Source organism: Actinokineospora pegani (assembly GCF_009745975.1).
Lineage (GTDB): Bacteria > Actinomycetota > Actinomycetes > Mycobacteriales > Pseudonocardiaceae > Actinokineospora > Actinokineospora pegani.
The window spans coordinates 1-14,405 of the sequence record NZ_WHOL01000111.1 but is presented as its reverse complement, the minus strand read 5'-3'; the positions used below and the strand labels follow the sequence as shown (position 1 = coordinate 14,405).

8 protein-coding genes and 2 pseudogenes are annotated in these 14,405 nt (G+C 71.6%); 2 read left to right on the top strand and 8 right to left on the bottom strand.

The features are described 5' to 3' along the window. The 8 genes and pseudogenes from GCL84_RS30275 to GCL84_RS22085 all read right to left on the bottom strand — a co-directional run. Positions 1-1,152 (bottom strand): annotated as a pseudogene (locus tag GCL84_RS30275) (hypothetical protein); the annotation flags it as partial. After that, positions 1,137-2,195 carry a hypothetical protein gene (locus GCL84_RS30270; protein ID WP_235926577.1) on the bottom strand — a complete coding sequence of 353 codons (1,059 nt, stop codon included), beginning with the start codon at positions 2,193-2,195 and terminating at the stop codon, positions 1,137-1,139. The gene GCL84_RS30270 and the pseudogene GCL84_RS30275, both read right to left, overlap by 16 nt. A gap of 132 nt (positions 2,196-2,327) precedes the next feature. Next, positions 2,328-4,355 carry an AbfB domain-containing protein gene (locus GCL84_RS22110; RefSeq protein ID WP_156757451.1) on the bottom strand — a complete coding sequence of 676 codons (2,028 nt, stop codon included), beginning with the start codon at positions 4,353-4,355 and terminating at the stop codon, positions 2,328-2,330. Beyond that, a complete protein-coding gene (locus GCL84_RS22105) occupies positions 4,352-6,370 on the bottom strand; it encodes an AbfB domain-containing protein (protein ID WP_156757450.1) in 2,019 nt (672 codons plus the stop codon). The genes GCL84_RS22110 and GCL84_RS22105 overlap by 4 nt, the downstream gene beginning before the upstream one ends. Next, positions 6,367-6,870 carry a hypothetical protein gene (locus tag GCL84_RS22100; protein ID WP_156757449.1) on the bottom strand — a complete coding sequence of 168 codons (504 nt, stop codon included), beginning with the start codon at positions 6,868-6,870 and terminating at the stop codon, positions 6,367-6,369. Before GCL84_RS22100 ends, GCL84_RS22105 begins: the two co-directional genes overlap by 4 nt. Then, the gene (locus tag GCL84_RS22095; protein ID WP_156757448.1) at positions 6,867-10,484 is read right to left on the bottom strand and encodes a coiled-coil domain-containing protein; all 3,618 of its coding nucleotides are present in this window, start codon (positions 10,482-10,484) and stop codon (positions 6,867-6,869) included. The genes GCL84_RS22100 and GCL84_RS22095 overlap by 4 nt, the downstream gene beginning before the upstream one ends. A 196-nt stretch (positions 10,485-10,680) precedes the next feature. Then, positions 10,681-11,703, bottom strand: a complete 1,023-nt coding sequence (locus GCL84_RS22090) for a hypothetical protein (RefSeq protein ID WP_235926575.1) — start codon at positions 11,701-11,703, stop codon at positions 10,681-10,683. Positions 11,704-11,936: 233 nt separating this feature from the next. After that, positions 11,937-12,980 (bottom strand): IS630 family transposase, encoded by a 1,044-nt coding sequence (locus GCL84_RS22085; protein ID WP_156757447.1) that lies wholly within the window; start codon positions 12,978-12,980, stop codon positions 11,937-11,939. A gap of 229 nt (positions 12,981-13,209) precedes the next feature. Between GCL84_RS22085 and GCL84_RS22080 the strand changes: the two genes are divergently transcribed. Further along, positions 13,210-13,986, top strand: a complete 777-nt coding sequence (locus GCL84_RS22080) for a transposase family protein (protein ID WP_156757446.1) — start codon at positions 13,210-13,212, stop codon at positions 13,984-13,986. A 31-nt stretch (positions 13,987-14,017) separates the two neighbouring features. Continuing rightward, a pseudogene (locus GCL84_RS22075) lies at positions 14,018-14,326 on the top strand (transposase); the annotation flags it as partial. Positions 14,327-14,405: the final 79 nt, after the last annotated feature.

Below are 14,405 nucleotides of genomic sequence, written 5' to 3'. Positions count from 1 at the left end.
GTCGGACAGCAGGCGGGTGCGGGCGGCGGTGAGGCGGGCGTGGGTCTCGGTGTCGGCCTCGGCCTTGGTGCGCTCGGCGGAGCGGAGCGACTGGGTCGCCTCGTGGACGGCATGCTCGGCCAGCCGAAGGGCGGTGTGCGCGGCCTCGGCGGCTTTGGTCTCGTTCACCGTGGCCTCGGCGGCCTCGACGTTGGTGCGCTCCGCCGCAGCGTGCGTGGCCGACGCCTGTGCCTCGGCCTCGTTGGCGGCCGCGTTCGCCGCTCGCGCGGCGGCCTCGGCCTCCATCGCCGCGGCCCTGGCCCGCGTCGCCGCCCTGGTCGCCTCGGTCGCGGCTTGGCGGGCGAGGACAGCGGCGCCGGTGGCGGCGTTGGCCGCGTTCCGCGCCTGGACAGCGGCGCTGCTCGCGGTGTTGGCCTCCTGACGGGCAGCGGTCGCGGCGTCGCGGGCCTGCTGCTCGGCTGTGGTCCCCCTGGCCGCCACCGCAGCGGCCTCATAGGCTTCTGCCTGGGCCTGCCTGGGCCTGCCTGGGCCTGCCTGGGCCTGCCTGGACTGCTTGTTCTGCTCCGCGGCGAACGCGCGGTCTCGCGCCGCAGCGGCGTTGGTCTCCTCGGTACGCGCGGATGTCTCGGCAGTGCCTGCCGCCCGTTCCTGCTCCTCGGCGCGCCCGCGGGCGGCGGAGGCGATCCCGGCTTGCCGCTCAGCCTCGCCGCGGTGCGAGCGGGCGACGGCGGCGTGCTGGTCGGCCTGAAGGCGGGCAGCCGCCGCGGCAGCGCGCTCCCGCTCGGCCACGGTGCGCGCGGCGACTGCCTTACGCTGCTCGGCCTCCGCAATCAGGCGGGCGGTGCGGGCCCGGGCCGCAGCGTCCCACGCGTCACGCTCAGCACGCTCGGCGTCGAGCCGGGCCTGCCTCGTCCTGGCGGCGGCGTCCTGCGCGGCCACAGCCTGAACGCGCGCCGCCGCCGCGATCGACGCGGCCGTCCTGGCGTGCGCCTGGGCATGCTCGCGCCACTTGGTCGCCTGCCGGGCCTTGGCCTCGGCCAACTCCTGGTGATTGCGGGCCTGGTCGGTGGCCTCCGTCGCGTCGACGGCGTGGCTCGTCGTTTCAATCGCGGAGACAACAGCCTGGCTGGCCGCGCTCATGCTCCTGGCCATCTGAGCTCACTGGGCGCGCCATAGGGCAGGTTGACCTCGACGAGGATGTTCGCCTCGACGGTGGCCTGGGTCGCGGCGGTCTCAGCCTCGGTCGCGGCGGTGCGGGCGTTGGCCAACTGGCGGGCCGTCTCGGCCTTCACCGCGGTGAACGAGTCCGCCGGGTGCGTGCCACCGGCGTTGTTCGCGGCCAGGATCTGCTCCGCGCGCCTGGCCTCGTTGCCCGCCAAGACAACCGCGTTCGCGGCCTTCTCCAGCGCGCGCACGCCATTGCCATGCGCGACCAGCAGGCGCTGCCGTGCCTGGGAAGCGAGTGCGGCCCGCTTGGCCAGGTCGCTGAGCTCCTCGGCAGCCCGCTCGCGCGCCTCCTGGTCCCTGATCTCCTGCTCGCGCTGCTCGGCGTCGAGCCGGGCGGCGGCCTGGTAGCCGGCGCGCAGGTACTCGGCGATCGCGGCGTCCCCGGCGTTGAGCGCTTCCTGCGCTGTCCGCTGCACCTCGGGACCGGCGGAGGCGGCAAGTACGGTCACCCTCCCGCGTAGCTGGTCGGCGCGGGTACGGGCGTCGGCGGTGGCTTTGTCGTCGAGCGCGCGGTAGACCTCTACGCCATAGAGCAGGAATCCGACACGGTCGCTGTCGGTCCCGGCGAACACCCGCTCGACCTCGGCGTTGAACAGCGGGCCGCCAGTGCCGCGCAGGGCCTGGCAGGCGGCGAGGTTCTGCCGCGCCTCCTCCTGCTTGCGCGCCTGCGCCCGAGCCTTCGCCTCGTCGAGACCGGTGTTGAGGAAGACCATGATGTCCTGGTCGGTCCCCGCGAGCGCCGCGGCGGCCGCCTCGCGGACCTCCCGGTCCTCGGCCAGTTCGGCGTTGTCGACGACGAGCTGGCGCAGCCTCGGGTCACCGGTGATGTCGGGAACGCCCTCCCTGCCATCCCGGTTGGCGTAAGGGCGACGGCGGAAGCGGGGCGCGGGCGTGGTGGGCGGCGGTGGCGGTCCCGGTGGAGGATCGTCGGCCAGCGCCACGTCGGCGCGGATCAGGGTCGTGAACACCGCGATGGCGATAAGCAGGGCGAACGATCTCAGAACGCGGCTGAACCGCGTGACGCGTGAACCTCCTGTGCGAAAGGGGGCGCGAGAGGCGGCGGGCTGGGAAGGCGTGCTTCCCTGCCCGCCGCGCGGTGTTCAGCTCGCGAAGGCCTGGGCCTGGCCGGTGGCGTGGTGGTAGTCGATCCAGCCGCCCTGGAAGGTGCTGCGGCGGCCGCCGGGGATTTCAAACTCGTCGCTCGTGGGGTACTTGAGGTAGGAGCTCAGCCCGCCGAGTTGGGTCCACAGTGCCTTGATCTTCCCGTGAACCTCGTACGAGGCCTGTGCGTCGGGGTTGAAGTAGAGCGAGCCGTCGGCGGTGCCGTTCGGGAAGAAGTCCAGGTAGCGCCCTCGGCCGTCCGGGGCGATGCGGTCGTCGGTGGTGGGTAGGCCGAACTGGGGCGCGGTTGGGCCGCTGACTCGAAGGTAGGCGGACAGCAGGTGGGCCGACAGGTAGTGGACCCCGGTGGCCGGGCTCCAGTACACGCGGCCGTGCTCGAACTGCCGCCAGCGATGGGTGGCCTCGACCGTCTCAGGGCCCGTGGGATTACCGAGGAAGGTACGCGCCGGGTCGTCGTTGGTCATACGCAGAGTGATGGCGGTGACCACATTGGGACCAGGCGGTTCGACGGCCCACTGCGCCGCCAGCGCCCCAACCGTGGAGTTACTCCAGAAAGCTCCCGAACTCCCTGCGACGACCCTGCCGTCCGGTGCAAATTTCAGCTGCACGGCGGTTCTGTACTCGGAGACGAATTGGACACCGCTGTGGTAGGCATGCGAGCACCAAGTGGCGCGGCTGGCGAACGCCGCCGTGGTGTCGCTGGGCTCGACCCGCACAAGTGCCGTGCTGGGCACGGCCCTCGTCGTGGAGGCGACGACCGCGAGGTAGTGGCCAGGTCTCGTCACCGACTCCAGGCTGTGACAGTCGCCGTCGGACAAGCCCGGGGCGATCTTCCAGGTGAACTTGGCCTCGGTGCCCGCCTGACCGTTGGGGTTGCGGCGGGTGACGACCGGGCCGGAGGCCGCGTCCTCCACGAAGTGGTCGTCAAGATGGGCGGTCGTCCGCAGGGACTGGGTCAGCGCCTCCCACTGCCCGAGCCGGACGAACCGGTCCACGGCGGTGTCGGACCCGGCGAGCGCACGGCGCCCGGCGGTGACCAGCGCCGGGTGCACCAGGCTCGCCTCAGCCTTGGCGATGATGGCCTGGGCGGTGCGCCGGTCCTCCTCGGCTTTCTTGCGCAGGGCGGCGAGGATGTCGCGGCGGACGGCGTCGTGGATGCCGGTGTCGATGAACGCCTTCCACACCGCCGGGCGGTTGTCGAGCAGGGCGTTGAGGGTGTCTTTGCGGACCTCGGTGTCAGCGGGTGTGCGGGGGTAGATCTCGCGGAGGAAGTTGTCGTCGGAGAGGTCCTTGAGCTGGTCGGTGGCGACGATGGCCAGCACGGCGGCGGCGCGGGCGCGGGCGTCGCGCGCGGCCAGGCGGGCCCGTTCGGCCTCGGTGGCCTGCTGGTCGGCGTCGATGGCTTCTTGTTGGTCTTGTGCGTGCGCGGCGAGGACGCCGGTCTCGAGGAAGACGCGTTGGGCGTCGGGGGTGGCGCCGAAGGCGACCAGCGCGGCCTGCTTGACCCGAGGACCAGCGGCACGCTGGTAGAGGGCGTAGGTGAAGTCGCGGTCGCTCTGGATCAGCAGTTCCGGCTCGGCGACGATGCCCGCGGCCGCGGCGGCCCTGGCCCGCCGGTCGCGGTTGGCCCGGGCAATCGCGGCGTCGCGGATCTGGTTGGCCTGGTCGCGATCACGCGCCTCGCGCAGCCCGTACTTGATGAACTGGGTGCACTCCCCGTCGGCGCCGCTGAAGGCCAACTCAGCGGCGGCGCGGACCTCGGAGCCGGTCACCCGGCGCCAGAGTGCGATGACAAAGCCCTTGTCGGGCAACACCAACAGTGCATCGTCGGGTAACAGGCCGACGGTCTGCATGGCCCGCGCCTTGTCCTCCTGAGTGGACTGCGGCGTGGTCGCGGCCACCGCCTGCGGTCGCGCGGGCGCGGGCTCGGCGGTGGCGGTGATCGGGGTCAGGGTGCCCGCGGTGATCAGCAGGGCCAGGACGGCGGTGCGCAGACGGCGGTTCATCGCCGCACCGCCTGCACGGCGCCGGTGACGGCGTCCCACTCGATGTGCCCGCCCATGAAATCCTGGCGCTTGCCGCCGGGACCCTCGACCTCGTCACCGGAGGGAAAACCCAAGTAGGAGTACTCCCAGCCCATCACCCTCCACAGCGACCGGATCGGCCCGTAGACCGCATGGGTGCCCCCGCCCGCGCTGTAGTAGATCGACCCGCCCGCGGCGAAGTGGTTGAACCGCCCCATCCCGGCGGGCCCGTTGCCCGTCCCGGTCTCATCATTGACCGGCGCCCCGAGGCGCGCGTTGCGGTGACCACCCACCCGCAGGTACTCCGCGTGCACCAAACCCCACATCGCCCGGGCACCGGTCGCCTCGGTCCAATACAACCTGCCGGTGGCGTAGTCGCGGTACCGGACCCCACCGTCGACGACCTCGGCGTACCTCGGCGTACCCAACTGGGCCCGGATCCCATCGTCGTTGGCGTAACGCAGGCCGATGCCGGTCGTGGTCGGATCGACACCGGCGATCTTCCACGTGGCGTCGTCGGTGTAGTAGGCCGGTGTCTCCCACGGCGACTGGCCGCCCGCGCCACTGGCCACGTACAGCGAGGCCTGGTAGTGCCGCAGGTACTTGCCCGGGTTGGCCTTGGACTCCAACGAGACACCCGCGGCGGTCCGCCCCGCCCGCACACACCAAGTCGACTGCGCACGGAACTGATCACTGCCGTCGGCGGGCACGACCAACACCGCGCCCGTCTGCACCCGCAGGTAGTAGCCGGGCTGGGTGACCGACTCGAAGGAGAAGCAGGCCGGGTCGGCCAAGCCGGTGACGACCTTCCAACTGGCGTCCGCACCATCGCCCGGCCCGGGGGTTAGCGTACCGGTGCCGATGACGCCGGTTTGCGCGCTGCCCCCCGCGCGGCGGACGAACCACTCGCGCACGCCCCCCGTAGTCGCTTCCAAGGACTGGACCAGGTGGTCGTACTGGCCCACACGCAGGAACCTCGACACCTCGGAATCGCTGCCCGCCAACGCCGCCCGCGCCGCGGCAGCCAACCGCGGACGGACCTTGCTGTTGTCTGCCGCCGCCTGGACCGCCAACACCTGACGACGATCGGACTCGGCCTTCTCGCGCAGCGCGGCCAGCAGGTCGAGCCGATTGGCATCGTGAATGCCGGTGACGATGTAGGTCCGGACGTCTTCGGCGCTACCGCGCAGGGCCTCCAGCGCACCGGCCTGAACCTCACTGTTGGCGGGCGCGGCCTGCCACAGGTCGAACACGAAGTTCCCATCCGGCTGCACCAACATGCCCTCGTCGGCCACGACGCGGATCACCGCGGCCGCGCGGCTCTTCGCCGCCCGCAGCGACAAGCGCGCCCTCTCCTCGACGTCGGCCTGCTGGTCGGCGGCGATCGCGTCCTCCTGGTCCTGGCGGCGCGCCTCGAGCAACCCGCCCGTCAGGAACGCGGTCCGGTCCTCAGCAGTGCCGTTGTAGGCGGCGAGCGCCCCCGCCTTGATCTTGGGGGTCGTCGCCCGCTGCCAGAGCAGGAACACGAAGTCGCGGTCGCTCTGGATCAGCACCGACGGCTCAGCCACGATGCCCAGCAGCGCGGCGGCCGCCTGCTTGACCTCGCGAGCCTGCCGAGCGATCTCCGCATCGCGGATCTGCCGGGCCTGGTCACGGGCATGCGCCTCACGCAGCCCGTTCTTGATGAACTGCGTGGACTCCACCGCCGACCCGGCGAACGCCAACTCGGCCGATGCCCGCACCTCATCGCCGGTCGCCCGCTGCCAAACGGCGAAGACGAAGTCGCGATCCCTGAGCACGAGAAGGTCGTCACCCGCGACGATGCCGAGCACCGCCGCTGCGGCGACCTTGTCCGCGATAGTGGACTCCGACTGCGCTTGCTGTGACGGGGCTTGCTGCCCCGGGGCGGCCGGGGTCGCTTCCGCGACCACCGCGAGCGTACCCGCGAGCAGCACGGCCGCGGCCGCCGCGGCAGCGGGTCTTGTTCCCCAGTTCATAGTGATGAGAGTTCCTTCCAGTGTGCGGAGAAGCGGTCGGCCAGGTCGGGCCGGACAACGTGGACGGCGGTGCGGAAGTCCTCCGCCAGGGTTGTGAGCAAGGCGAGCAGGGCATCTTGGCTGAGGTGCTCCGCAGTGCCCGCCGGTGCGCTCCCCTGATGGCAGGTCAGGGTCCAGCCGCCATTGGCCGGGCGCAGGAACACCACCCGCTCGAGGCCCTGCGGGTACAGGTCCCACTCGGCGCCGAACCCGGCCAAGACGCCCCTGACGACGGCGGGCAGCCCCTCGATGAAGGCGGACAAGTCGTAGGCGAGATCGGTGTGCCAGTCCAGGCCGAAGCCCTCGACCCGGGCGGTCGCGCCCGCGGCGTCGAGCTGTTCGGCGGCGGTCATGACGACCGAGTCGTAGTGGTCGAGGTCGGCTTCGTCGAACTGCGTGTCGGACAACCGAGCGGGGTCGACTGGACCGGAGGGCGGGGTGATGCTGACGCGGAAGGTCATGTCGTCTCCTTCAAGGTCGGGTAGGCTGTTTTGTACAGCCCGTTGCCCGACGGGATGAGGATGGCCCGCAGTGCGGGGACGATCGAACCGTCCGGCTTGATGACGTGCCCGAGGCCCGGCGGGAGGGGGACGATCTTGGGGCTGAAGCCGGGCCCGTAAGCCTGCTTGAGCAGCTCGACCGCCGCGTCGTCGTCGAGCCATTGGCCCTGATCGTTGTTTGTCGTCCTGGCGCGGTCGACCAGCTTGCGCAGGTTCTTCGCCCCCGAGCCGTGGGTCTTGAAGGTGTGGCCGAAGGTCGGGCTGCTGGTTTTGATCCACTTGATGCACTCGTCACCGACGCTGGCGAGTCCGACGGGCTGGGCGGCGCGGGCGCCCTCGAGCCCGCCCGCGACGATTCCGACCAGGCAGGGGTTCGCCTTGGCCCTGGCGACCACCGCGTGGAAGCCCTCCAGCAGGCGGCGGCCCGCTGCGGACGCCTCTAAGAACTTGGTCAGCCCGGCCACGACCTTCCCGATGGCGGAGGCGACGGCGGGCAACTTGGCGATGATCACGACGAACGAGGCGACGTTGACCAGCGTCCACAGGCACGCCTCGACGTTGCCCTCGCCGAAACAGCGGATCGCGTCGTTGACGCCGATCACCTCGAGCAGGACGCCGGCGCCCGCCTCAGCGAGGAACTGGGGGACGGTCTTGTTCGCGTCGGCGACAGCCGCGTGGTAGCCGTCGACGTCGTCGTCCCCGGCGCCCTCGTAGTAGAGCAGCTCGAGCTCGTCGGGCGTCAGGCCGGTCGTGGGGCCCGGCGCCGCCTGCTCCTGCCGGGCCCGGGCCGCGTCCTGGCGGGCCTGCTCCTCGGCCCGGTCAGCGGCCTTCTGGGCGTCGATGGCGCTGGCCCGAGCGTTGGCCGCCGCCTCGGCCGCCGCGTCGGCGCTGCCCTGGGCGGCGTCAGCGGCGTGGCGAGCCGCCGCGGCTTCGGACTCTGCGCGGGTGGCCGCGGCGCGTGCCGCAGTGGCCTCCCCCACGGCAGCCGAGGCACTCGCCCGCGCGGCCACCGCGTCCTGCTCGGCCGCGGCGGCGTTGCGGCCTGCGATGGCGGCGTCGGCGTTCGCGGAGTTGGCGGCATGGCGGGCCACCACCGCGTCGGCCCTTGCCTGAGCGTCGGCCTGGCTCGCGCGAGCGCCCGCCGCGCGGGCGGCCGCGCCCTCGGCCGCTGCCTCGGCCGCCGCTTGCTGGGCCTCAGCGGCAGAGGCCGCGGCCACCGACGCGGAAGCTGATGCGGCCGCCGCGGCGTCGAACGCTGGCTTGACCTCGGCCGCGGCGCGCTGCGCCGCCTCTGCGGCGAGCCTGGCCGCGGTGGCGGCCTCGCCCGCCCTGGTGCGCGCGGCTTGAGCCTGTTCGGAGCCGACCGCCTGGGCCTGGGCGGCGACCAGGGCGGCGAAGTCGGCGTCGATGTCCTGGCCCGCGAATGGCGCGACGAGGCGGATCGTGGAGTTGGCCGGGTCGGTGATCGCCGCGGACGAAGCACTGGCCGCCGTGGCCGACCGCAGGGCCTGCTCGGCCTGGGTGGCCGCCGACACTGCTTCCGCGGCTGCCGCTTCCGCTTCGGCGAGGGTGCGCTGCGCCGACCAGAGCGACCGCAGCGCCTCCCCGGCTGCCTGCTCGGCCAGCGCGACGGCGGCGCCGGCGGCCTCGGCCGCCCTGGTCTCTCCCAGCGTGGCGTCGGCGGCGCTGGCGTTGGCCGAGGTCGCGGCTTGGTGCGCCGCGGCAGCGGTGGACTCGGCCTGGGACGCGGCCGCGTTCGCCGCTGCTGCGGCTGCGTCGGCCTCGCGTGCGGCGGCGGTGGCCCGGGCGGCGGCCCGGTTGGCTTCCGCGGCGGTCTGCTGCGCGAGCACGGCGGCGCCAGTGGCGTTGTCAGCCGCCTGCCTGGCCCGGGTCGCGGCGTCGCCCGCGGTGGCGGCTTCGACGGCGGCCTGGTTCGCCGCCTGCTGGGCGGCTTGGTGGGCGCTGGTGCCGCGAGCCGCGGCCTCAGCGGCGGCCAGCGCCTGCGCCTTGGCCTCCGCGGTCTGCTTGCCCTGCTCGGCGGCATAAGCGCGGTCACGGGCCGTGGCGGCGGCGGCCGCCTCGGCACGGGCGTGCTGCTCGGCTTGCCCCGCCAGACCTTGCTGCTGCTCGGCCCGCTGGCGGGCTTGGGTCGCGATCCCCGCCTGGCGGTCGGCCTCGCCGCGCTGGGCGCGGGCGGTGGCGGCTTGGCGGTCGGCCTCGGCCGCCGCGGTGGCCGAGGCCGCGCGCTCCCGTTCGGCAACCGCACGGGCACCCGCGGCCTTGCGCTGCTCGGCCTCAGCGGTGAGCCGGTGCTCCCGAGTCCTGGCCGCGGCCGTCCACGCGGCCTGCTCCTGCCGCTCGGCATCGGCCCTGGCCTGACGGGCGCGGGTCGCGGCGTCGCGAGCGACCTCGGCCTGCACTTGGGCGGCCCCGGCGATCACCGCGGCGGCGCGGGCGTGCTCTTCAGCGTGCAGCCGCCATTGCCGGGCCTGCTCGGCTTTGGCGGCGGCCAACTCCTGGGCGTTGCGGGCCTGGTCGGTGGACTCGGCGGCGTCGATCGCGTGCCCCGCCGTCTGCACCGCGAGCACGGCGGCATCGGCGGCGTGACTCATGCCGGTGGCAATGCGCGCCCAGTCGACCCCATAGGTCAGACCGGTGTCGACGAGGGCCTGGGCCTCGACAGCGGCCTGCGTGGCGGCTTGCCAGGCAGCGGCGGCGGCTTGGCCCGCGAAGCCGAGCTGACGAGCGGACTCGGCCTTGACCTCGGTGAACGAGCCAGGGGGGTGGGTGCCGCCCGCGGTGTTGGCGAGCAGGATCTGCTCGGCCTTCCTGGCTTGCTGGTTGGCCTGGACCAGCGCGTTGGCGGCCTGCTGCAGAGCACGTACGCCGTGACCGTGGGCGGTGACGAGGCCACTTCGGGCGGTCCAAGCCCGGGCCGCGCGCTGGGCGAGGTCACTGAGGTCTTCGGCCGCCTTGTCCCTGGTCTCCTGGTCGCGGACCTGCTGCTCTCGGGCGGCGGCATCGCGCTGGGCCGCTGCCTGGTACCCGCTGCGCAGGAACTCAGCGATCGCCGGGTCGCCGGACTGCAGCGCGACACGAGCAGCCGCAGCGACCTCGGGCGCGGGCGACGCGGCGAGCGCGGTGACGCGGGCACGCAACTGCGCTGCCCGGTCCCGTTGGGCGGTGTCGGCCTGCTCGTCACGGGCCCGGGCAATCTCCGCGCCGTAGGCGAGGAACGCGGCCCGATCGGCGTCGGAGCCCGCAAGGACCCGCTGGACCTCGGCATTGAAGATAGGGCCGCCGCTGCCCGCGAGAGCGCGCACAGCGTCGAGGTCGCGACGGGCGGTTTCGGCCCGGCGATGGTCGGCCATAGCCCGGGCGGCGTCGTGCCCCTGGGTGAGGAAGGCCATGACAGCGGTGTCGTCGCCGCGCAACGCCTGCGCCGCGGCGTCGCGCACCTCGAAGTCCTCGTCAAGCTCGGCGATGTCCGCCACCAGCGCGCGCAATCGCAGGTCACCGGTGATGTCGGGTAAACCCGCCTGACCGTCCCAGTTCCCGTACGGTGAGGGCGGCATCGGCCGCTCCACGGCGGGAGATGGGCCGGCTGTGGCAATAGCCGGGTGTGCCAACCCGATAGTGAGAGCGGCGGTGAGGACAGCACCCAGCAGCCTGGATCTTGTGTTGGACAAAACATCCCTTTCAACGCGCACACGAACCACCCCGGGGGCGTACTCGCCCGCGGGGCTTGTTCAAGTCCTTAGTGGATCTATGTCAGCCCGTCGTCATACGAGCCTCGCCCTCGCGGGCTTGCGCCAAGAGACCTTGCCAGTAAGCAGTGCGCTCCTGGGCATGCTGATCGTCGGCCTGCCACTCCGCGCCCGCGGTGAGCGCCGGGTCCAGTACGGCGGCCCAGTTCGGCCCGGTCGCCACAGCGGCCGCGGCGGCGACCCCGGCCCAACTGGAAGCCTGGGCGGCCGCGATGCGCTGGGCATCGGTCCACACCGAACTGGCAGGCTGAGCCTGGTCGCCCACCTCGCGCCACGCTGCGGCGGCGGTTGCCCGGGCCTGCTCGGCGAAGTCCTCGGCGGCCTCCCGCGCGGCTTGCTCAGCCGCACGCGCCTCGGCGACCAAGCGCTTGGCCACCGCGAGCCAGCGGACGTCGGAATCAGCCAACTCGCGCCGATGCGACTCCAGGTCCAACCGGCCGCCGGAGGCCCAGCCATAGGCGAAGAAGTCGACCAGGTCCGTGTCCGTCGCGCCTGTGCGAGTCGCCCACGAGGCGGCGGCTCGCACCTGGAGACCGGGCGCGTCCTGCGCCAAGGCCCGGACGAAATCCCAGTCGACCGCGAGCAATGCGGCGGCCTGTTCCCCGGATCGCTCGCGCGCAACCCGGTCGCGTTGCTCGGCCGCGGCGAACCCGCCGCTCACAAAGGCCGCGCGCTGGGCATCGGAGCCCGCTGCCGCCGCCCGAGCGGCGGCGTTGACCTCCGGGGCGAACTGAACCGTGTAGACGGCGAGCACTCGATGGCAGAAGTCGATGTGGCGCTGCTTGTTCGCAGCGGCGTAGTTGACGAGGAACGGGTAGTCGGAATCGAGAAAATGACTCACGGCAGTGTCGGAGTCCTCAGACAGCAACGCCGACCATGCACCCGCGCGGACAACGGACCGCGGGTCCTTGCCCGCTATGAACCGCACCAGCACTCGATCGACGGAGTCTGCGGCCGCAGCGGGCACAGCAACGGCAGGCAACCCGATGAACAGAACGATCAGACACCAAAGTACACGCTTGTACACAGCGACTTTTCCTCCCCCAGAGGTTGTCGTGGTGAACAATATCCGCCTGCCCGCCGGAGGACAAGCACCCAACTCATCGCCACCCGAGTGGAGTAAAATCCATCAACTGTGCACTGATTGTTGGTTTTTTCCCAACCGGTATGATCTCGGGGTATCGTTGTTTTCGACGCCAGTGGCAGCGCCGATTCACTTGGTTCGCCTCGCCCCTTATTGGGTCGAAAGTGTTTGGTTGCCTACGTGATGGCGTAGCGGACGTGCGGGGCCCCGAAGTAGCCGCGGACGAGGTGTGGCTGGCGTTGGCGGCGGCGTAGGAAGCGGCGGGTCTGGTGGGCGAGGCGGTCGACGTTGTGGGCGCGGGAGGCGTTGACGTTGCGCTTGAGGTCGGCGTTGAGTAACTCGTCGGGGTTGAGTTCGGGGCTGTAGCCGGGCATCAGGTGCAGTTCGATCCGGTCGGTGTTGGCTTGCAGCCAGGCGCGGACGGCTTTGCTGCGGTGGACCGGGTGCCGGTCGGCGATGACGTGGACCTTCCGATCGGCCTGGCGGGCGAAGCGGTCGAGGAAGACGGTGAACACCGGCGCGGTGAACCGGTCGGTGAACACGGTGAACCACAACGCGCCCCGCGAGGCGACCGCGGACATGACATTGACCCGCAACCGTTTCCCGGTCACCCGCACGATCGGCGTGCGACCCTCGGGCGCCCAGGACCGGCCCGGTGGCGCGGTATCGGAGCGCAGCCCGCACTGATCCACCCACGCGATCGCCGCGCCCTCGGCCTTCGCCCGCGTCTCGATCGCCGGGTATTCCTCGTCCAGCCACGCCTGCACCGCCGCCGACTGCTGCTCGTAGGCCCGACGGGCCGGACGCTGCGGGGTGAACCCGTGCCGACGCAGCCACAGGCCCACCCCCTGCTCGGTCATGTCGACCCCGACCACCAGCCGGATCAGCTCCACCACCGCCGGACGCGTCCACAACGGGCCGCCGATCAGCAACTCCTCCGGGGTGTAATCGGCCATCGCCGCGAACACCGTTCCCCGGTCCTGCGGGCTGATCAACTCCGCAGGCCCCGGCCGGCGACCCGGTCGCACCACCAGGCCGTCCCGACCGTCGCGTCGGTAGGCGCGCCACCACGTGCCCACCGACCGCACCGACACCCCGAACACCTCCGCCGCCTGCTTGTAGCCCTCGACCTGCCCGGACTCCAACGCCGCCACCACCCGCAACCGCAACACCTCCTGCTCCGCGGGAGACAAGCGATGCGCACCCTCAACCTCGACCATGAAAGCCAACCTACAGGCAACCAATCACTTTCGATTTAATAAGACCATCCAGCAGCTCAGCCTCACTTACAGTGAGCTTTTTTTCATCGTGGTCTGGATGCGGTGGCAGGCGGGGTTTCCTGCTGATCACGGGTTGGTGGGCCTTCGGTGTGTCGGCGCCCGGACGTGGCGAAGCCCCTGGTAGCAGAACTCTCGACCAAGATCATCCTGCTGCACCCAGGGGCTTCAGATGTTGTTCTACCGTGACGCTCTGCCGTTGTCACATCGGACCCTGACCTTCGTGTCCGGGTTGATCCGAACCCATCGCCGGGAGTTGGGTTCGGTGTGGCGCAAGCTCAACCCGGGCGAGCAGGCCTTGTTGGTGCTGGTGTATCTGCGCAAGGGCGAGCCGTTCGCCGAGGTCGGCGCCGGGTTCGGGGTCTCGACCACGACCTGCTGGCGTTACGTCGGCGAGACCGTGGAACTGCTCGCCCAACGGGCTCCAAGACTGCGGGCCGCCTTGCGGACGGCGAAACAGCGGGGCATGGCCTACGTGGTGATCGACGGAACGCTGATCCTGATCGACCGCATCGCCGCGAACCGGCCGTTCTACTCCGGCAAACACAAGATGCACGGGGTGAACCTGCAAGTCCTCGCCACACCGGACGGGACAGTCCTCTGGGTCTCCGGCGACCTGCCCGGCAGCACCCACGACATCGCCGCAGCCAGGATCTGGAACATCCTCGCCGCCCTGCGCGACGCCGGGCTGATCGCGTTGGGCGACAAGGGCTACCACGGCTACGACCCCACCGGCCAGCGCATCACACCCCACAAAGGCCGCGGCCAGCCCGCGTCACAGAAGGACGCCAACCGCGCCCACGCCCGCCTCCCCGGCCCCGGCGAACGCGCCAACGCCCAACCCAAGACCTGGCGCGTCCTCCGCAAGGTCCGCGTCAGCCCACGCCGCATCGGCCGACTCGCCAAAGCCATCCACATCCTGCAGAACTACGAAACCACAGCAGGATGAAAAAGGCTCATTGCTTGTGGAGGATGGAGTCATGGCAGGAACGTCACGGCACTCGGCTGAGGTGCGTCAGCGGGCGGTGCGGCTGGTTGCGGAGCATCGGGAGGAGTACCCGTCGTGGTGGGCGGCGGTGTGCTCGATCGCGCCGAAGTTCGGGGTGACTCCGGAGACGCTGCGCAAGTGGATCAGGCAGGCCGAGGTCGACCACGGCGCCCGTCCGGGGACCACGACGGTGGAGTCCGCTGAGCTCAAGCGCCTCAAGCGTGAGGTGGCGGAGCTCAAGCGCGCCAACGAGATTCTTCGGTCGGCGGCGACCTTCTTCGCGGCGGAGCTCGACCGCCCCACGCAACGGTGATCGACTACATCGACCGCCACAAACAGGAGTTCGGGGTCGAGCCGATCTGTCGCGTCCTGCGCCAGGC

Bases quoted from the DNA above. Each gene is read 5' to 3' on its own strand.
- GCL84_RS22110 (WP_156757451.1), bottom strand. From the start codon at position 4,355: ATGAACCGCCGTCTGCGCACCGCCGTCCTGGCCCTGCTGATCACCGCG.
- GCL84_RS22105 (WP_156757450.1), bottom strand. From the start codon at position 6,370: ATGAACTGGGGAACAAGACCCGCTGCCGCGGCGGCCGCGGCCGTGCTG.
- GCL84_RS22100 (WP_156757449.1), bottom strand. From the start codon at position 6,870: ATGACCTTCCGCGTCAGCATCACCCCGCCCTCCGGTCCAGTCGACCCC.
- GCL84_RS22095 (WP_156757448.1), bottom strand. From the start codon at position 10,484: ATGCCGCCCTCACCGTACGGGAACTGGGACGGTCAGGCGGGTTTACCC.
- GCL84_RS22085 (WP_156757447.1), bottom strand. From the start codon at position 12,980: ATGGTCGAGGTTGAGGGTGCGCATCGCTTGTCTCCCGCGGAGCAGGAG.
- GCL84_RS22080 (WP_156757446.1), top strand. From the start codon at position 13,210: ATGTTGTTCTACCGTGACGCTCTGCCGTTGTCACATCGGACCCTGACC.